The organism is Agrococcus beijingensis, from assembly GCF_030758955.1.
Taxonomy (GTDB): Bacteria; Actinomycetota; Actinomycetes; order Actinomycetales; family Microbacteriaceae; genus Agrococcus; species Agrococcus beijingensis.
On sequence record NZ_CP132360.1, the window covers coordinates 1,596,243 to 1,610,684 of the forward strand.

Here is a 14,442-nt window from a genome sequence, read left to right on the forward strand (position 1 = left end):
CCGCGCAGCGCGCGTCGGGAGCCCGTCGGTGGTGCGCATGGTCAGCCGCGAGCCTTCGCGATGCGCTGCTGGCGCACCGCGACGATGCCGAGGCCCAGCGCTGCCGCGAAGGCGAGCAGCGCGGTCAGCGCCGACTGGTCGGTCGCGCCGCCGAGACCGGAGGGCACGCCGCTGGGGGCGCTGTGCGCTTCGACGGTCTGCACGGCCAGCGCGAGGTTGCCGTCAGCGGCGCTGCCCCATGCGGTCACGATGGTGTTGGCTCCCTCGGTGAGCGGCAGGTCAGCCGGGCCGATCGCGACGTCCGAGGTGCCCGTGAGCACCACATCCGCAGAGACCGTGCCTGCCGCGGTGACGAGCGTGGCCTCCTCGGGGTTGGTGAGCCCCTCGACCACGACGCCCTCGTCGGCGCGCACGTCGACGGTCGGTGCGGCTGCCAGGTGCCGCACGGTCAGGCGGGCCTCGCCGGCGGCGACCGGCTCGGTGCTGTTGGCGAAGGCGCCCAGCGCCGGCTCGCCCGCCTCGGTCAGGTGCGCGACGAGCGTCAGGTCGGCACCGCCGGGCACGGCCAGGCCCATCGCCTCGATGGCGGGCTCGGCGGTGTCGGGGGTGCCGCCGTCGGCGAACACCTGGATGTCGTAGCTGCCCTCGGCGAGCATCATCGGGTCGGTGAGGGTGCCCGGCGTGAAGTTCGGGATGGCCTCCTCGCCGTTGATGAACACGTCGACGGTGAGTCCGGGCACGGCGTGCAGCACCGACACGGTGGACTCGTGGTCGGCGGCGAAGGCGGGTGCGCCGCCGAGCGTCGCCAGGGCGAGAGCGGCGCCGGCGCCGATCGCGAGCTTGCGCTTCATGGGGGTCTCCTCGTTCGTGCGACGCGGGTGGAGCGTCGTCTGCCCCCATATCGGCGCGGCGGGCCCGATCGGTTGCGGCGATCCCGCAACGCTGCACCCCGGGCGTGTCGCGTCGTGGAATGGTGCGGCGTCGATGCTTGACGGCCGGGGCGCCACGATGGATGCTCTCGCCATGCTCCGTCGCATGCCGATCGCCTGGCTCGCGACCGTCCTGGCGATCCTGCTCGCCCTCGCGGCGGTCGTCGTGCCGATGCTGCGCGCCGCCGCGCTCGACGCCGCCGAGGGCGGCGTGCGGTGGGCGGATGCGGTGGGCGACGCGGTCAGGAGCCCCGGCATCGCGATCGTCGCGGGGCTCTGCGCCGCCATCGCCCTGCTGACCGTGGTCGTCTCGCACCAGCAGCTGCGGCGCGACGCGCTGGAGTCGGGCGGCGCCGAGATCCTCGCCGCGTGGGCACCGGTCGAGCGCGTCGCAGCGCTGGCCGTCATCGGCATCATGGGCGACGTCGTCGCGGCCGTCGTCGGCATCGGCATGCAGCCACTGTGGCTGACCTGGCCGGTGCCCGGCGAGTCGCCGCTCGTCGTGGTGCCGACGGTGCTCGTGCTGCTCGTCGGGCCGGTGCTGGGCGTCGTCGCGCTCGTGCTGCAGCGCCGCACGAACCGCGCTCTGGGCACGGCAGCCGTCGACCGCGAGCTCGAGCGCCGCACCCGGCACTCGGTCGTCGGGCGGCGGCACCACGAGCCGAGCGCCTGAGCGCGGCGCCGGGCGCGGAGCCTGCAGCCGCCGAGCGGGCGGGCGGGCGGCAGCCGCCGAGCAGGGCGCCTGTGGAGAGCGCCCGCGACGCCCGACGCGCCGCGGCTACGGTGGCCGCGTGATGACGACAGCGGCGGCGCCCAGCCGCGTGCGGGCGCCGCTGCGGCTGCGGCCGGTCGACCTGGCCGGGCTGCCGCTCGCGGTCGTCACCCTGTGGGCGACCGTCGTGGCGGGCGCCGACGCCGTGGCCGCCGTGCCGCTCGCCGCCGCCGCGGCTTCCGCGCCCGCGCTCACCCGCATCGACCTGGGGGAGCGACGGCTGCCCAACGCGATCACGCTGCCGCTGCTCGCGGTGGGCGCCGTCGCCGCATCCGTGCGCCTCGCCAGCGGCGACCTCGCGCCGCTGCTGGCGCTCGGCTGCGGCGCGCTCCTGCTGCTCATGGCCGTGGTCGGCGGGATGGGCATGGGCGACGTGAAGCTGGGCACCGCGCTCGCGCTCGCGACCGCGACGCTCGGGTGGGCGGCACCGCTGGCGGGACTGGCCGCATCCGTCATCGTCGGCGGGCTGGCCGGCGTCGTCGCGCTCGCGCTCGGCCGCCGCACGCTGGCGTTCGGGCCCTGGCTGCTCGCGGGCAATGCGCTCGCCGCGGCGGGAGCGCTCGTCGTCGTTCTGTGACGGAACGTGACGCGCGCATTCGCGCCAGGCGCGATCAGATATCTACGCTGGTGGTACCCCCGCACTTCTGAAGGAGCCACCATGTCCCGCAGCCCCATCCGCCCGGCCGCCCTGATCGGCGCGCTCGGCCTCTCGATCGCCCTCGTCGGCTGCAGCGCCGGCGCCGGCGCCGCTGACGCAGCCGCCGACACCCTCGGCACCGCCGAGAACCCGGTGCAGCTCGGCGTCGTCGGTGCGGCCGAGCCGTACTGGACCACCTACGAGGAGGCCGTCGAGGCCGAGGGCATCGAGATCGACATCGTCGACTTCACCGACTACAACCAGCCCAACCCCGCGACCAGCGAGGGCGAGCTCGACATCAACCAGTTCCAGCACATCATCTACCTGGCGAACTACAACGAGCAGTCGGGCGACGACCTGCAGCCCATCGGCTCGACCGCGATCTACCCGATCGGCCTCTACTCCGACAAGTACGCCTCGCCCGACGAGATCCCGGACGGCGCCGAGGTCATCGTGCCGAACGACGACACGAACCAGGCCCGCGGCCTGCTCGTGCTGCAGTCGGCCGGCCTGATCTCGCTCGTCGACGGCGGCAGCCCCTACTCGACCGTCGACGACGTCATCGCCGAGGAGTCGCGCGTCACCGTGAGCGCCGTCGACGCCGCGCTCACCGCCACGTCGCTGCCCGACGTCGCCGCGGCGATCGTCAACAACGACTTCATCACCGACGCGGGCCTCTCGCCCGAGGAGGCCATCGCGCAGGACGACCCCAACGACCCCGCAGCGGCGCCGTACATCAACATCTTCGCCACCACGGCCGAGAACGTCGACGACGAGGTGCTGAACCGCCTGGTCGAGATCTACCAGACCGACGAGGCCGTGCAGGCGGGCGCCCTCGAGGCCTCCGGCGGCAGCGGCCTGTTCACCGTGACGCCCAAGGCCGACCTGCAGGCGGCGCTCGCCGACGTGCAGTCGGAGCTCGCGGGCCGATAAGCACGGTCGCCCGATCGCAGGGTGTCGGGCTGCTGCACGGGTGCCGAGGCACCTCAGCAGCAGCCCGGCACGCTTCGCACGCAAGCCACGAGGAGACCGCATGACCCAGCACATCGTGATCGACCGCGTGTCGAAGCGGTTCCCGCCCGCGAAGCGCGGCGGTGACGAGATCGTCGCCGTCGACGACGTCTCGCTGTCGATCGAGCAGGGCGAGGTCTTCGGCATCATCGGCTACTCGGGCGCCGGCAAGTCGACGCTCGTGCGCCTCATCAACCAGCTCGAGCCCGTCACCGAGGGCCGCATCACGGTCGGCGACGTGACGATCAGCGAGCTGCGCGGCAAGCGGCTGCGCGAGCAGCAGACGCGCATCGGCATGATCTTCCAGCGCTTCAACCTGCTCACCTCGCGCACCGTCGCCGGCAACGTCGCCTACCCGCTCGAGGTCATCGGCGTCGAGCGGGCCGAGCGCCGGCGCCGCGTCGACGAGCTGCTCGAGTTCGTCGGCCTCGCCGGCCGCGCCGACGCCTACCCCGAGCAGCTCTCCGGTGGCCAGCAGCAGCGCGTCGGCATCGCCCGCGCCCTCGCCGCGAACCCGCAGATCCTGCTCGCCGACGAAGCCACATCCGCCCTCGACCCCGAGACGACCGCCGAGGTGCTCGACCTGCTGGCGCGCGTCAACCGCGAGCTGGGCGTCACCATCGTGGTGATCACGCACGAGATGGAGGTGATCACCCGCATCGCCGACCGCGTCGCCGTGATGGAGGCGGGCCGTGTCGTGGAGTCCGGCTCGACCTACGACGTGTTCACGAACCCGCAGACGTCGGTCGCCAAGCGCTTCGTGCAGACGGTCGTGCGCGCGCTGCCCGAGGGGGATGAGCTGGTGCGGCTGCGCGAGCAGCACGCGGGCCGCTTCTTCACGATCTCGTTCACCGACGAGGGCGCCTCCGAGGCGCGCGTGTTCTCGGCGCTGGCGAGGGCCGGCGTCGACTTCAACCTGGTGCACGGCGGGGTCGACGACATCCAGGGCCGCGTCTACGGGCTGCTGACGATCGCCGTGCGCGGCGACGCGGCGGCCGTGCAGCGCGCGCTCGACGGCATCGGCGAGGGCGTCACCGTGGAGGAGCAGCGATGAGCGACATCGTGGGCATCCTGCCCGACCTGTTCGAGCAGACCGGCATCATGCTGTGGATGGTCGCGGTCTCGCTGGCCTTCGGCGGCGTGGGCGGCCTCATCATCGGCACCGGCCTCTACGTCACGCGGCGCGGCGGCATCCTGCAGCAGAGCGCCGTGTGGTGGATCCTCAACGTGCTCGTGAACACGTTCCGGCCCATCCCGTTCATCATCCTGCTCGCGGCGCTGCAGCCGATCGGCCGGCTCGTGGTCGGCAAGGGCATCGGCACCGAGTACGCGATCTTCGCCATCGCGATCGCGGCGACCTTCGGCATCGCCCGCATCGTCGAGCAGAACCTCGTCGCGCTGCCGGCCGGGGTGATCGAGGCCGCACGCGCGACAGGGGCGAGCCCCTGGCGCATCATCCGCACCGTGATCCTGCCCGAGACGCTCGGGCCGCTCGTGCTCGGCTTCACCTTCGCGGTCATCTCGATCGTCGACATGTCGGCCGTCGCCGGCCTCGTCGGCGGCGAGGGGCTCGGCAACTGGGCCGTCACCTACGGCTACCGGCAGTTCGACGAGGTCGTCACCTGGTCGGCGCTCATCGTCGTGGTGATCGTGGTGCAGCTGATCCAGGCGCTCGGCAACTGGCTGGCGCGCCGCATCATGCGCCGCTGACGCGCCCCTCCTGCCTGCTGCGCCCCGCGCATCCATCACCCTCATGACGGATGCGCGGGGCGCGGTCGCGCGCGCACACGGCCGACGTCGTGCGGGCACCTGGCCGTTGTCTGATCTGTTCCTCTGTACGGGCTAGGATCGTGCTTTGGGTTACCCCCAAACGCCGTTACACCCAGATAGGACCCACGATGGCCGACGTCGCCACATCGAAGCCCGACCTGCCACCCGCAGCCGTCGAGGAGACCGCCACCAAGCAGTGGACCCCGCTCAAGATCGCCGTCTGGGTGGCCGTCGCGCTGCTCGGCGGCGTCTCCTGGACGATGCTCGCCATCGTGCGCGGCGAGACCGTCAACGCGATCTGGTTCGTGTTCGCCGCCGTCGCGACCTACCTCATCTTCTACCGCTTCTACTCGAAGTACATCGAGCGCAAGCTCGTCCGCCCCGACGACACCCGCGCCACCCCCGCCGAGTACAAGGCCAACGGCCGCGACTTCGTCGCCACCGACCGCCGCGTGCTGTTCGGCCACCACTTCGCCGCCATCGCCGGCGCCGGCCCGCTCGTCGGGCCCGTGCTCGCCGCGCAGATGGGCTACCTGCCCGGCACCATCTGGATCATCGTCGGCGTCGTGCTCGCCGGCGCGGTGCAGGACTACCTGGTGATGTTCTTCTCGATGCGCCGCGGAGGTCGCTCGCTCGGCCAGATGGCCAAGGACGAGTTCGGCCGCTTCGGCGGCGCCGCCGCGATCATCGCGACGCTGCTCATCATGGTGATCATCACCGCGATCCTGGCGCTCGTGGTCGTGAACGCGCTGGGCGAGAGCCCGTGGGGCGTCTTCTCGGTCGCCATGACCATCCCGATCGCGCTGTTCATGGGCGTGTACCTGCGCTGGATCCGCCCGGGCAAGGTGCTCGAGATCTCGATCATCGGCTTCGTGCTGCTGATGGCCGCGATCATCGGCGGCGGCATGGTCGCCGAGACGGCCTGGGGCCAGGAGCTCTTCACGCTCGACCGCGTCACGATCGCCTGGGGCATCGTCATCTACGGCTTCATCGCCGCGGTGCTGCCCGTCTGGATCCTGCTGACGCCGCGCGACTACCTGTCGACCTTCATGAAGATCGGCGTCATCGTCGGCCTCGCGCTCGCGATCATCTTCGTGCGCCCCGAGATCTCGGTGCCCGCCTTCACCGAGTTCGCCGCCGGCGACAGCGGCCCCGTCTGGCCCGGCTCGCTCTTCCCGTTCCTCTTCGTGACCATCGCCTGCGGCGCCCTCTCCGGCTTCCACGCGCTGATCGCCTCGGGCACCACGCCGAAGATGGTCGAGAAGGAGAAGCAGGTGCGCCTGCTCGGCTACGGCGGCATGCTCATGGAGTCGTTCGTCGCGGTCATGGCGCTCGTCGCCGCGATCTCGATCGACCAGGGCATCTACTACGCCATGAACTCCTCTGCGGCGAACACGCAGGGCACCATCGAGGGCGCGGCCGCGTTCGTGCAGTCGCTCGGCCTCACCGGCGTCAGCGTCACGCCCGAGCAGCTCGCGCAGACCGCCGCGGCGGTCGGCGAGGAGTCGGTCGTCTCGCGCACCGGCGGTGCGCCCACGCTCGCGGTCGGCCTCGCGCAGATCATGCAGAGCTGGATCGGCGGCCCGGGCATGATGGCGTTCTGGTACCACTTCGCGATCATGTTCGAGGCGCTCTTCATCCTCACCGCGGTCGACGCCGGCACCCGTGTCGCGCGCTTCATGCTGCAGGACTCGCTGGGCAACATCTTCCCGAAGTTCAAGGACACCTCTTGGACGCTCGGCGCCTGGATCTGCACGGCGATCATGGTCGCCGCGTGGGGCGCGGTGCTGATCATGGGCGTCACCGACCCGCTGGGCGGCATCAACACCCTGTTCCCGCTGTTCGGCATCGCCAACCAGCTGCTCGCCGCGATCGCGCTGGCGATCGTGCTGGCGATCGTGGCCAAGCGCCGCACGTTCAAGCAGCTGTGGATCGTCGCGCTGCCGCTGGCGTTCATCGCCGTGGTGACCGTGACCGCATCCGCCTTCAAGGTGTTCTCGCCGGTGCCGGCGGTCGGCTACTGGGCCAACCACTTCCGCTTCCGCGACGCGCTCGCGGCCGGCGAGACCTCGGTGGGCACGACCGAGGGCGTCGCCGCGCTCGAGGCCGTGGTGCGCAACACCTTCATCCAGGGCTCGCTGTCGGTCATCTTCGTGGTGCTGACGCTCATCGTGATCGCCTTCTCGGTCGCGAACGTCATCAAGGCGTTCCGCATCGACCACGTCGTCGACCAGGAGGACGAGCGCCACGAGTCGAAGATGTTCGCGCCCGCCGGCTTCATCGCCACCGCTGAGGAGCGCGAGCTCGAGAAGCAGTGGGATGCGGTGCCGGACGAGCACAAGCACGTCTCGACGGGCCACTGACCATGACCGCTCCGCGTGCGCACCAGGAGGGCCCCGCTTCGGCGGGCGCCCTGTTGTGGCGGGCCTGGGACGGGCTCGTCTGGTGGGCGAAGGGCGTCACCGGCGAGTCGAAGTACCAGGCCTACCTCGACCACGAGGGCCGCGTGCACCCCGATCGCCCGGTCATGACCGAGCGGGAGTTCTGGCGCGACGAGTACCGGCGGCAGGACGCGAACCCCGAGGGTCGCTGCTGCTGACCTGCTGCTGACCGCAGCCTTCCCGCGCTCGGCGCGACGCACAACGCAAGCCCGCGAGCCCGAAGTCGCGGCCGATCGGAGCACCGCTCTCGATCTGCCGCGGCCCTGGGGCTGCGGGCTTGCGTTGTGCGCGGGCGCTGCTGGCTTGCGTTGTGCGCGGGCGCTGCTGGCTTGCGTTGTGTCTGGGACGGCTCAGGTCTGCGGCGGCTCGGTCAGCTCGGCCGCGTAGGCGAGCACCGAGCGCCGGTAGAGCGGGAGCGTCGGCGCGAGCGCCTCGAGGGCGATCCGCAGCGCGTCGTCGGCGCGTCCGGCGCTGTGCAGCGCGAGCGCGAGGAACGCTTCGCGCGCGGCACCCGTCGACGGATGCTCCGGAGCCGCCGCGAGCATCGCGATCGCCTCGTCGATGCGGCCCAGGTTGCGCAGCGTCGACGCGTGCTGGATCGCCAGCTGCGCCGCGCGCACGGGGTCGTCGTCTGCCAGGCCGGCGTCCATGGCCGACCGGTACAGCGCATCCGCCTCGTGCTCGCTGCCGGCGGCGTCGTGCGCTCCAGCCAGCTCGAACAGCCCCACCGAGCGGTGCGGCGCGGCGACGGCGAGCCGCCGCATCGGCTCGATGCGCGCTGCGTCGTCGAGCGACTCGTCGTCCCAGAGCGCGGCGACGTCGGCCTCCCAGCTCATGCGAGCACCTCCTGCTCGAGCGGCCGCCCCGCACCCTCGGCAGGCGGCTCGACCTCGAGCCCCGTGTGGTGCGCGGCGAACGCCAGCTGGTCGGCGAACTCGAGCGCCGCGGCGTCCTTCGGCTTGCCCATGCCGTGCCCGGCGCGCGTGTCGATCGAGAGCAGCACCGGCGCATCCGCCCCCGTGGCCTGCTGCGCCCGCTGCAGCTCGGCGGCGAACTTGAACGAGTGCGCGGGCACGACCCGATCGTCGTGATCGCCCGTGGTGATGAGCGTCGGCGGGTAGGCGACGCCCTCGCGCACGTTGTGCAGCGGCGAGTAGGCGCGCAGGGAGGCGTGCGCCTCGGCCTCGTCGGGGTCGCCGTAGTCGCTCGCCCACGCCCAGCCGATCGTGAAGCGGTGGTAGCGCAGCATGTCGAGCACGCCCACGCCCGGCAGCACCGCAGCCCACAGCTCGGGCCGCTGCGTGAGCGCGGCGCCGGCGAGCAGCCCGCCGTTCGAGCGGCCGTGCAGCGCCAGCTGCTCGCGCGTCGTCACGCCGGTCGCGATGAGGTGCTCGGCGATCGCGAACAGGTCGTCGAAGACCTGCTGCTTGCGCTCCTTCGTGCCGCCCTTGTGCCAATCGGAGCCGAACTCGCCGCCACCGCGCAGGTTCGGCACCACGAGCACGCCGCCCGCCTCGACCCACGCCGCGAGCACCGCCCGGAAGCCCGGGTTCATCGGGATGTTGAAGCCGCCGTAGCCCCAGACGAGGGTCGGGCGAGGGCCGTCGGCCGCCGCGCCCGCCGGGCGCACGACGAAGGCGGGCACCGTCTCGCCGTCGGTCGAGGCCGTGCGGATGCGGTCGGTCACCGCTGCCGCCGCAGCCGGCCCCGGCGCGGGGAGCGTGCGGTGCGCGACGAGGCGGGCGCCCTCCACCTCGACCACGTGGCGCGTGCCGCGGTCGACGAAGCTGGTCGTCTCGACGAGCACCGTCCCGGAGGTGTCGCTCGTGTCGGAGCCGGCGATCGAGACGCCGTCGCCGAGCGGCACCGCGTCGCCCAGCTCGCCCTCGAAGGTCGCCAGCTGCATGCGGTGGCTCGCGTCGTGCGAGTACTCGAGCACGAGCCCTGCGTCGGTGAGCGAGGCGTCGAGCAGTACGTCCTCGTCGTGCTCGGGCACGACGGTGCGGCGCTCGAGCGTCGCGAGGTCGAAGGCGTCGAGCCGGTAGCGGGGCGAGCCGTCATCGGTGACGGCGTAGAGGTGCCCGTCGCGGATGCCCACCGCGTTCCACTCGTGCTCGTGCCCCGTGACCAGCTGCCGCAGCGCATCCGCAGTCCCGTCCTGGCGCCGCACCGCCAGGTCGTTGCCGCTCGACGAGCCCGTGTCGGTCGAGAGCACGAACCACTCGTCGTCGCGCGGCCAGTGGCGCGCGAACAGCCGCGGCTGGTCGGGGCGGGAGACCAGCACCACGTCGTCGGCGACCGGCGTGCCGACCTCGTGCCGCAGCAGGCGCCCGGCGCCCATCTCGTCGGTGAGGGCGTCGCCGGTCGGGGCGTCGTAGGCCCAGTAGGTGAAGGCGCGGTCACCCGGCAGCCAGACGGGGGAGTTCCACTTCGTCCAGGGGATCTCGTCGGCGAGGTCGTCGCCGGTCGCGACGTCGCGCACGCGGATGGTGCGCCAGTCGGAGCCGCCGTCGGCCAGCCCGTAGGCGAGCAGGGCGCCGTCGGGCGAGACGGATGCGGCGGTGACGGCGACCGTGCCGTCGGGCGAGAGCGCGTTCGGGTCGAGCAGCACGCTGGGCCCCGCAGCGCCGGCGCCCTCGAGCTCGTCGACCGACTCGGCCGTGACCAGCACCGGCTGGTTCTGGCCGTCGGAGTGCCAGGCGAAGACGCGGCCGCCGCGCTGCCACGGGCAGCCGCGGGTGGGCGCGGTGAGCAGCGCCGTGACGCGCTCGCGGAACGCCTCGCGGGCCGGCAGCGCCGCCAGGATCGGCTCGGCGAACGCGTTCTGCGCCTCGATGAAGGCGCGCGTCTCGGCGGAGTCGCCGTCCTCGAGCCAGCGGTACGGGTCGGCGATCGCCTCGCCGTGGATGGTCTCGACCGTGTCGTCTCTGTGCACCTCGGGGTAACGCATCCGCCCACCCTAGGCCGTCGCCGACCGCCCGCCCTGACGGCGGCCGGCACCGCACAACGCAAGCCCGCGCGCCGAGATTGGCGGCGGTATGGCAGCCCGTGGCCCCCGGCCCGCGCGGCTGCGCCGCCGGGCTTGCGTTGTGCGCGGTGCCGCCGGTGCACGGCGGACCGCGCGCCGGGAACGAGCGAGGGGCACCCGCCGCAGCGGATGCCCCTCGGAGCGGGTCGGTCGGGCTACTTCGCGACGCCCGGGTGCGTCATCGACAGCAGGTCGAGCGCCTTGTCCATGTCGGCCTCGGTCAGCTCGCCGCGCTCGACGTAGCCGAGGTCGATGACGGCCTCGCGCACGGTGATGCCCTGCTTGACCGAGTGCTTCGCGATCTTCGCGGCGGCCTCGTAGCCGATCAGGCGGTTGAGCGGCGTCACGATCGAGGGGCTCATGCCGGCCAGCGCGGCAGCCCGCTCGACGTTGGCCTCGAGGCCGTCGACGGTCTTGTCGGCGAGCACGCGCGAGGCGTTCGAGAGCAGGCGGATCGACTCGAGCAGCGCCGTGCCCATCACGGGGATCTGCACGTTGAGCTCGAACGAGCCCGAGGCGCCGGCCCAGGCGACCGTGGCGTCGTTGCCGATGACGCGCGAGGCGACCATCAGCACGGCCTCGGGCACGACCGGGTTGACCTTGCCGGGCATGATCGACGAGCCGGGCTGCAGGTCGGGGATCGCGATCTCGCCGAGGCCCGTGTTGGGGCCGGAGCCCATCCAGCGCAGGTCGTTGTTGATCTTCGTGAGCGACACCGCGATGGTGCGCAGGGCGCCGGATGCCTCGACGAGGCCGTCGCGGTTGGCCTGCGCCTCGAAGTGGTTGCGCGCCTCGGTGATCGGCAGCCCGCTCGATGCGGCGATCTCGGCGATGACCTTCTCAGGGAACCCGACGGGCGTGTTGATGCCGGTGCCGACGGCCGTGCCGCCCTGCGGCACCTCGGCGACGCGCGGGAGCGCCGCCTCGATGCGCTCGATGCCGTAGCGGATCTGCGCGGCGTAGCCGCCGAACTCCTGCCCGAGGGTGACGGGCGTCGCGTCCATGAGGTGCGTGCGGCCCGGCTTGACGGCGTCGGCCCACAGCTCGGCCTTCGCCTCGAGCGCCTTCGCGAGGTGGTCGAGCGCGGGGATCGCCTCCTCGATGAGCGCGCCGGTGACGGCGATGTGCACCGAGGTGGGGAAGACGTCGTTCGACGACTGCGAGGCGTTCACGTGGTCGTTCGGGTGCACGGGGCTGTCTTCGCCGGCGTTGGCGCGGTGCTTCGTCGCGAGCGTGGCGAGCACCTCGTTCATGTTCATGTTCGACGAGGTGCCGGAGCCGGTCTGGTAGGTGTCGACCGGGAACTGGTCGTGGTGGTCGCCGGCGATGATCTCGTCGGCCGCGGCGACGATCGCCTCGGCGACGGGTGCCTCGAGGATGCCGAGCTCGCGGTTGGCGATGGCGGCGGCGCGCTTGATGCGCGCGAGCGCGACGATCTGCGCCGGCTCGAGCCCCTTGCCCGAGATCGGGAAGTTCTCGACGGCACGCTGCGTCTGCGCGGCGTAGAGCGCGTGCTTGGGCACGCGGACCTCGCCCATCGTGTCGTGCTCGATCCGGTAGTCGACGTCGTTCACTGCGCTGCTCATCGTTGGTCAGGGCCTCTCGGTCTGCGGGTGGTGTTCGGTGGCTAGTCGCCGGCCACGAGCTCGGCGCTCACGGCCTCGGCGAAGGTCTGCAACTCGTCATCGCCCGCGGTGCCGGCGATGACGACGGTGGATGCGTCGTGCTCGGTCGTGAGCACGAAGGCGAGGTTGCCGGGGTCTTCGGCGTCGCGCTGGTCGTGCTCGGTCCAGACCACGCCGCCGACGGTGCGCTCGCCGGTCTGCGGGGCGTCCTCGATGGTGCTCTGCAGCCACGTCGGGTTGGCCTCGAGCGCCTGCGTGAAGGCCAGGAACTGCTGCTCGGGCGTGACGTAGCCGGCGTACCAGGTGGTGATGTCGTCGCTGCCGGTGCGCAGCTCGGCGGCGTTCGAGGCGAAGCCCTCGGGCAGCTCGGGCGCGATGAGCGGCGTCTCGACGATCGGCTGCGCGGCGGCCGCGGCGGCGATGACGTCGATGGGCTCGCGCGGCGGCAGGCCCGGCCGCAGCACCACGAGCACCATCACGAGCACGAGGGCGAGGCAGGCGATGACCGCCACGATCAGGTTCGTGAAGGTCTGGTTGTCGCGGTGGCGCTTCGAGGCGGCGGCCTTGCGGGCGCGCGTCTCGTCGGGCGTCTCGGGGCGGCCGAGCTCGGCGACCACCGGAGGCGATGCGGGCTTGCGGCTCATGCCCGGTCGGCCTCCTGAGCGCCTGCGGTCACGGCTTCGGTCGAGGTGCCGACCGCGGTCGACCGCGCGGCGTCGAGCCTCGCCTTCGCCCCCTGCAGCCACTGCTCGCAGCGCTCGGCGAGCGCGTTGCCGCGCTCCCAGAGGGCGAGCGACTGCTCGAGCGAGGCGCCACCCGACTCGAGGGCCTGCACGACCTGCACGAGCTCGTCGCGCGCCTGCTCATAGCCGAGGTCGGCGATGGGTACAGCGGTCTCGGCGTTGGTCACACGCCCATTCTAGACGGGGCCGCCGACACGTCTCAGGCGCCGGCGGCGTCGCCGTGCACGGCGGTGACGGATGCGTCGACGCTGCCCGCCGCGACCGTCACCAGCAGGGCATCGCCCGGAGCGGCGGCACCGGCCTCGCGCAGCACCCGGCCGTCGGCGGTCTGCACGACGGCGTAGCCGCGGTCGAGCGTCGACTGGGGGCTGAGCGCCCGCAGCGTCTGGCGCAGGTGCACCAGCTGCTGCCCGCTGCGCTCGACGACGCGCTCCGCGAGCTCGTCGGCGCGCGCGGCGAGCCGCGCGAGGTCGTCGGCCCGCTGCGACAGCATCGTCTCCGGCCGGGCGAGCACCGGGCGGCTGCGCACGCTCTCGAGCCGCTCGACCTCGCGCCCCACGAGCTGCGTGACGCGCATCCGCAGCTGCGCTCGCGCCTGGGCGATGCGGCTGAGCTCCTCCGCAACGTCCGGCACGATGCGCTTGGCCGCATCCGTCGGCGTCGAGGCGCGCAGGTCGGCGACCTCGTCGAGCAGCGGGCGGTCGTTCTCGTGCCCGATCGCCGAGACGATGGGCGTCGTCGCGGCCGCCACCGCGCGCACCAGCCGCTCGTCGCTGAAGCCCAGCAGGTTCTGGAAGTCGCCGCCGCCGCGGGCGATCACGATCACGTCGACCTCGGGATCGGCCTCGAGGCGCTCCAGCGCCGCCAGCACCGTCGGCACCGTCTGGTCGCCCTGCACTGCCGCGTGCTCGACGCGGAACCGCACGCCGGGCCAGCGCAGCTGCGCATTGCGCAGCACATCCTTCTCGGCGTCGGAGTCGCGGCCGGTGATGAGCCCGACCGTGCTCGGCAGGAACGGCAGGCGGCGCTTGCGCGCGGCGTCGAAGAGGCCCTCGGCGGCGAGGGTGCGGCGCAGCGCCTCGAGCCGGGCGAGCAGGTCGCCGAGGCCGACGTGGCGGATCTGCGCCGTCACCATCGACAGCGTGCCGGCGCGCGGCCAGAAGTCGGGCTTGACCAGCAGCACGGCGCGGTCGCCCTGCTTGAACTCGCCCTCGATGCGCGAGAGCGTCGAGCTCCAGACGTTGAACGAGACCGTCGTGTCGCCGTCGACGTCCTTGAGCTTGCCGAAGACGTTGCCGCGGGAGTTCGACCACTGGGTGATCTCGCCCTCGACCCACAGGTGCCCGAGCCGGCCGATGTACGACTTCAGCTCGGCGCCGAGCCGGTCGACGCTCCAGGGCTCGTCGGGCGTGCCCGTGATGCGCTCGGCCATCGTGCTCCTCGTCGGTGTTCCGGGGGTCACCGTGCTCGTCACCGCCGCGAACGG

14 protein-coding genes are annotated in these 14,442 nt (G+C 72.6%); 7 read left to right on the forward strand and 7 right to left on the reverse strand.

What is annotated here, in order from left to right:
- Window positions 1-41: 41 nt before the first annotated feature.
- Window positions 42-851, reverse strand: coding sequence for a DUF4397 domain-containing protein (locus tag Q9250_RS07675; RefSeq protein ID WP_306231280.1), 810 nt, complete (start codon window positions 849-851; stop codon window positions 42-44).
- Window positions 852-1,023: 172 nt separating this feature from the next.
- Between Q9250_RS07675 and Q9250_RS07680 the strand changes: the two genes are divergently transcribed.
- The 7 genes from Q9250_RS07680 (at window position 1,024) to Q9250_RS07710 (ending at window position 7,718) form a co-directional block, all read left to right on the forward strand.
- Window positions 1,024-1,602, forward strand: a complete 579-nt coding sequence (locus Q9250_RS07680; protein ID WP_306231281.1) for a hypothetical protein — start codon at window positions 1,024-1,026, stop codon at window positions 1,600-1,602.
- Between the two features lie 121 nt (window positions 1,603-1,723).
- Window positions 1,724-2,278, forward strand: coding sequence for a prepilin peptidase (locus Q9250_RS07685; RefSeq protein WP_306233952.1), 555 nt, complete (start codon window positions 1,724-1,726; stop codon window positions 2,276-2,278).
- 81 nt (window positions 2,279-2,359) lie between these two features.
- Window positions 2,360-3,271, forward strand: coding sequence for a MetQ/NlpA family ABC transporter substrate-binding protein (locus tag Q9250_RS07690; RefSeq protein ID WP_306231282.1), 912 nt, complete (start codon window positions 2,360-2,362; stop codon window positions 3,269-3,271).
- A gap of 100 nt (window positions 3,272-3,371) precedes the next feature.
- On the forward strand, window positions 3,372-4,403 hold the full coding sequence (locus tag Q9250_RS07695) for a methionine ABC transporter ATP-binding protein (RefSeq protein WP_306231283.1): 1,032 nt from the start codon (window positions 3,372-3,374) through the stop codon (window positions 4,401-4,403).
- Window positions 4,400-5,059 (forward strand): methionine ABC transporter permease, encoded by a 660-nt coding sequence (locus Q9250_RS07700; protein ID WP_306231284.1) that lies wholly within the window; start codon window positions 4,400-4,402, stop codon window positions 5,057-5,059. Before Q9250_RS07695 ends, Q9250_RS07700 begins: the two co-directional genes overlap by 4 nt.
- Window positions 5,060-5,247: 188 nt before the next feature.
- Window positions 5,248-7,482, forward strand: a complete 2,235-nt coding sequence (locus tag Q9250_RS07705) for a carbon starvation CstA family protein (protein ID WP_306231285.1) — start codon at window positions 5,248-5,250, stop codon at window positions 7,480-7,482.
- A gap of 2 nt (window positions 7,483-7,484) precedes the next feature.
- A complete protein-coding gene (locus Q9250_RS07710) occupies window positions 7,485-7,718 on the forward strand; it encodes a YbdD/YjiX family protein (protein WP_306231286.1) in 234 nt (77 codons plus the stop codon).
- Window positions 7,719-7,910: 192 nt separating this feature from the next.
- On the opposite strand, the gene Q9250_RS07715 is transcribed toward Q9250_RS07710, so the two are convergent.
- The 6 genes from Q9250_RS07715 to xseA form a co-directional block, all read right to left on the reverse strand.
- Complete coding sequence (locus Q9250_RS07715; protein ID WP_306231287.1) at window positions 7,911-8,396, reverse strand: tetratricopeptide repeat protein; 486 nt, start codon at window positions 8,394-8,396, stop codon at window positions 7,911-7,913.
- The gene (locus Q9250_RS07720; RefSeq protein ID WP_306231288.1) at window positions 8,393-10,510 is read right to left on the reverse strand and encodes a prolyl oligopeptidase family serine peptidase; all 2,118 of its coding nucleotides are present in this window, start codon (window positions 10,508-10,510) and stop codon (window positions 8,393-8,395) included. Before Q9250_RS07720 ends, Q9250_RS07715 begins: the two co-directional genes overlap by 4 nt.
- A gap of 233 nt (window positions 10,511-10,743) precedes the next feature.
- A complete protein-coding gene (locus tag Q9250_RS07725) occupies window positions 10,744-12,162 on the reverse strand; it encodes a class II fumarate hydratase (protein WP_422665031.1) in 1,419 nt (472 codons plus the stop codon).
- 53 nt (window positions 12,163-12,215) lie between these two features.
- Window positions 12,216-12,857: a DUF4245 family protein gene (locus Q9250_RS07730; protein WP_306231290.1), complete on the reverse strand. Its 642-nt coding sequence runs from the start codon at window positions 12,855-12,857 to the stop codon at window positions 12,216-12,218.
- Window positions 12,854-13,123 carry an exodeoxyribonuclease VII small subunit gene (locus tag Q9250_RS07735; protein WP_306231291.1) on the reverse strand — a complete coding sequence of 90 codons (270 nt, stop codon included), beginning with the start codon at window positions 13,121-13,123 and terminating at the stop codon, window positions 12,854-12,856. Before Q9250_RS07735 ends, Q9250_RS07730 begins: the two co-directional genes overlap by 4 nt.
- A gap of 32 nt (window positions 13,124-13,155) precedes the next feature.
- Entirely contained in the window at window positions 13,156-14,388 is a 1,233-nt protein-coding gene (xseA, locus tag Q9250_RS07740) for an exodeoxyribonuclease VII large subunit (RefSeq protein ID WP_306231292.1), read from the reverse strand.
- Between the last annotated feature and the right edge of the window lie 54 nt (window positions 14,389-14,442).